Consider the following 3,087-nt stretch of genomic DNA (forward strand, 5'->3'; position numbering starts at 1 on the left):
CAGTTGATGAGCTGTTTACAGAGCATATTGAATATGCCATGTTATGATGATTTTGCTATATCACCCTCTTCTTAGAATAAGTTAATGAGGATGCCGCCAGTGTTATGTGCAGTGATAAATGTATCCCATGTTGTGGAATGGTTTATTCAATTTAAGTGCTCTAATAACTTAATTTACTTATTAAACTTACCTGTTCGATTATTGAATTAGATAACTCAATCAGTTAAAGTAAAAAAGCTATCAGCAAAATCTGATAGTCAAGGCGTCGCGGCCTTGTTATGAGTAATCCACTGGTAGGATGTTTCTACCAGTGTGCCTGTGATCGCCCTTTCAATGGCGGTTCAGGCGGGGAAGGCTAACACCTTGCCGGTTGATTACTCCCGGTCCGCGAACCCTGCCTTGAATCGCCACCACCAATAATCAACAGAAGGGGACGCAGGTATGACTCACACTCGACAAGACTGGCACCCAGCCGAAATTATTTGTGCATTACGCAAACGTGGTACGACACTCGCCGCTTTATCCCGTGAATCGGGACTCAGCTCTTCTACACTGGCAAATACCTTATCCCGCCCGTGGCCTAAAGGGGAGTTTATCATCGCTACCTGTTTGGAAATGGAGCCTGCTGAAATCTGGCCCAGCCGCTATTTTGATCGCCATGGTAATTTGCTTGAGCGAAAAGCGCGTAAATCGGTTGCTGAATAATGCCCTGTTATCACCCATGCCACGTAATACGATAATACCGGTTCAGGGTTTATCCGTTACTTCCTGTTGCGGCATTTTTATTTTCAGCAAACACAGTTGAGTTGTTCATTGAATACATCACAGGGTTCCCTGCATAGTCAGGATTATTTTACGACTGAGCAGGAACCTATTTGGCATGAAAATAACTGTGTTAACCGGCTTAATGGCGGTAATACTGACGGGATGCACAGCTCCCGTAAAACAACCGCCACCTCAGCTTTCCAAAGATACCTTTCCTTCCGTTACGCTGACACGTAACGTTCAGCCGGTTTCACCGGATATTTATGGGCAAAAAACAGAAGTGGTCCGTTATGGCCGCTATTTGCTGGTCAGTACCGACCCGCCAGCGGCCCAGCGTGACCCGCTTTCCCAACTGATTGATAGTCAGCTCCCCGCCTCTCAGAATCCCACCGTGGCTGATGCGATGCGTTATGTGTTGCGTCAATCGGGCTACACATTATGTGCGCCGGAAAAAACCAATAACATCTTATATCGTCAGCCCTTGCCGTCGGTGCACACGCAGTTAGGTCCTGTCCGGTTGCGTACCGCGTTGCAGGTGATGGCAGGCCCGGCCTGGCAACTGAACGTGGATGAAGTGCAGCGTGTGGTGTGTCACCATTTACGCCCGGGCTATCAGTTACCGACTTCGGCTAAACAAACGCAGCAGGGAGGGCATTGATGAAATGGCATCGTTTCGGTTTATGGGTATGGTTGCTGAGCAGTTCGGTCTGGGCAGCAACATCGGCACCTTTAACCTCGGAGCAGACGCAATCAATGGAAAACCAACAGCAATCCCTGAAAAGTCAGGCTGAACAGTGGACGTTAAGTGCGGGTGAATACCAGCGTTATCAGCAACTAATGAATGGGCCTCGGGGTATCCAGTCCCCAGGGCTTGATCCGCTGACCACATTAGGCATTGAAACCGACAGTGATGCCGAACGTCGCCGCTATGCCGAACAGTGGGTCAGGGCGGAGTTCATCCGCACAGAGAAAGAGCTGCGTTTCCAGCGTGAAGTGGATGCGGCGTGGCAGCGGCTGTTTCCGGGTGTGTTGCCGGTCAATATGACAACATCACGGGAAATAAGTGGTCGTCTGGCGTTGTTTGTCAGGGTCAAAGATTGCCCACCTTGTGAAACCCGTTTGGCCGAAGTCCTGGCGGCGAAGCAACCGGTGGATATCTATCTGGTTGACAGTCAGGGTAATGACGACACATTACGGCAGTGGGCCAAAAACCATCATATCCCTGTTGAGCGGGTACGTCACCGGCAAATCACGCTGAATCATGATACGGGGTACTGGTTCAGGTTTGGCAAGGGGTTGATGCCGGTATTGTTGCGACAAGGGGAACAAGGATGGCACATCACATCATTACAATAAAACGGCTGAGCCTGTTACCTATTATCGGCCTGTTATGGATCAATGCATGCCAGGCTGAACTTAATGTCATTGCCGATTTAGGTGGCAAAGAGGCTTCGCTCTTTTATGCAGGTATTCATGCTCAGTCAGATGATGTCACTTTGCCGCCACAGCATTTCTCACCCGAGCAGGACGGTGAAGCTGCGATGTTGCCGGTGAAAACACCGGAACTGACGCCGGGAAAAGTCGCAAGCCGACCACTGCAACTGCCGGGCATTGGTGCGTTATTTCTGATGGGTGATGATCCCGATTCACGTCAGTGGTTAAGTCAGCATGCAGCCCGGCTTGCGCAATTGCACGCCGTGGGTCTGGTCGTCAATGTCAGTGAGATAGCCGGTTTACAGTCACTGCGGGCATTAGCTCCGGATGTATTGTTATCTCCGGCTTCCGGTTCAGAATTGGCTCGCCGTTTGCAACTGCAACATTATCCGGTGCTGATCACTGAAACCACACTTTCTCAGCAGTTATCACCATGAGCCGCCGTTACGTTGTTGAAGCCTTGCTGCGTCCGGCGGTAGAACTGAATACCGCTGTAGTTTCAGCCGTTGCTGCGTTTATCTGCATCCGGGCACCGTGGGCGATTGCACTGGCACCGTCAGTCAGCTATGTAATGGCAGGCGGTTTTGCGGTATTAGCGATGATACGCACGTGGCAGGGCACTCAGGTGATACGCTATCGCCGAAACCTGCGCCGCCTGCCACGTTATTCGATGAGTACCAGACAAATCCCTGTCAGCCATCAGCGCTTGTTTCTGGGCAGGGGATTTCGCTGGCAGCAAAAACACGTCCAACGTTTGCAGGATACGCGGCGGCCGGAAGTCGAACGCTTTGTGCAACCGTCCCGGCTCTATCAGCTTGCCCGTTTACTGGAGCACCGAACGGAATACCGTTGGCCGAAATTGTCGGCCCTGTTACGCAACGACTCCCC

The 3,087-nt window shown here is 51.1% G+C and carries 4 protein-coding genes and 1 pseudogene; all 5 read left to right on the forward strand.

Translation table 11 applies throughout. The features are described 5' to 3' along the window. The first annotated feature begins 441 nt into the window (after positions 1–441). Positions 442–705, forward strand: coding sequence for a helix-turn-helix domain-containing protein (locus AAY47_RS19325; protein ID WP_047771974.1), 264 nt, complete (start codon positions 442–444; stop codon positions 703–705). A gap of 175 nt (positions 706–880) precedes the next feature. Continuing rightward, complete coding sequence (locus AAY47_RS19330) at positions 881–1,423, forward strand: PilL N-terminal domain-containing protein (RefSeq protein ID WP_047771975.1); 543 nt, start codon at positions 881–883, stop codon at positions 1,421–1,423. Continuing rightward, positions 1,423–2,121: a TIGR03759 family integrating conjugative element protein gene (locus tag AAY47_RS19335; protein WP_047771977.1), complete on the forward strand. Its 699-nt coding sequence runs from the start codon at positions 1,423–1,425 to the stop codon at positions 2,119–2,121. The genes AAY47_RS19330 and AAY47_RS19335 overlap by 1 nt, the downstream gene beginning before the upstream one ends. Continuing rightward, the gene (locus AAY47_RS19340; RefSeq protein ID WP_047771979.1) at positions 2,097–2,636 is read left to right on the forward strand and encodes an integrating conjugative element protein; all 540 of its coding nucleotides are present in this window, start codon (positions 2,097–2,099) and stop codon (positions 2,634–2,636) included. The genes AAY47_RS19335 and AAY47_RS19340 overlap by 25 nt, the downstream gene beginning before the upstream one ends. After that, positions 2,633–3,087, forward strand: a pseudogene (locus tag AAY47_RS19345) (conjugative coupling factor TraD, PFGI-1 class); the annotation flags it as partial. The gene AAY47_RS19340 and the pseudogene AAY47_RS19345, both read left to right, overlap by 4 nt.

Source organism: Xenorhabdus griffiniae, from assembly GCF_001028135.1.
GTDB classification, from domain to species: Bacteria; Pseudomonadota; Gammaproteobacteria; order Enterobacterales; family Enterobacteriaceae; genus Xenorhabdus; species Xenorhabdus bakwenae.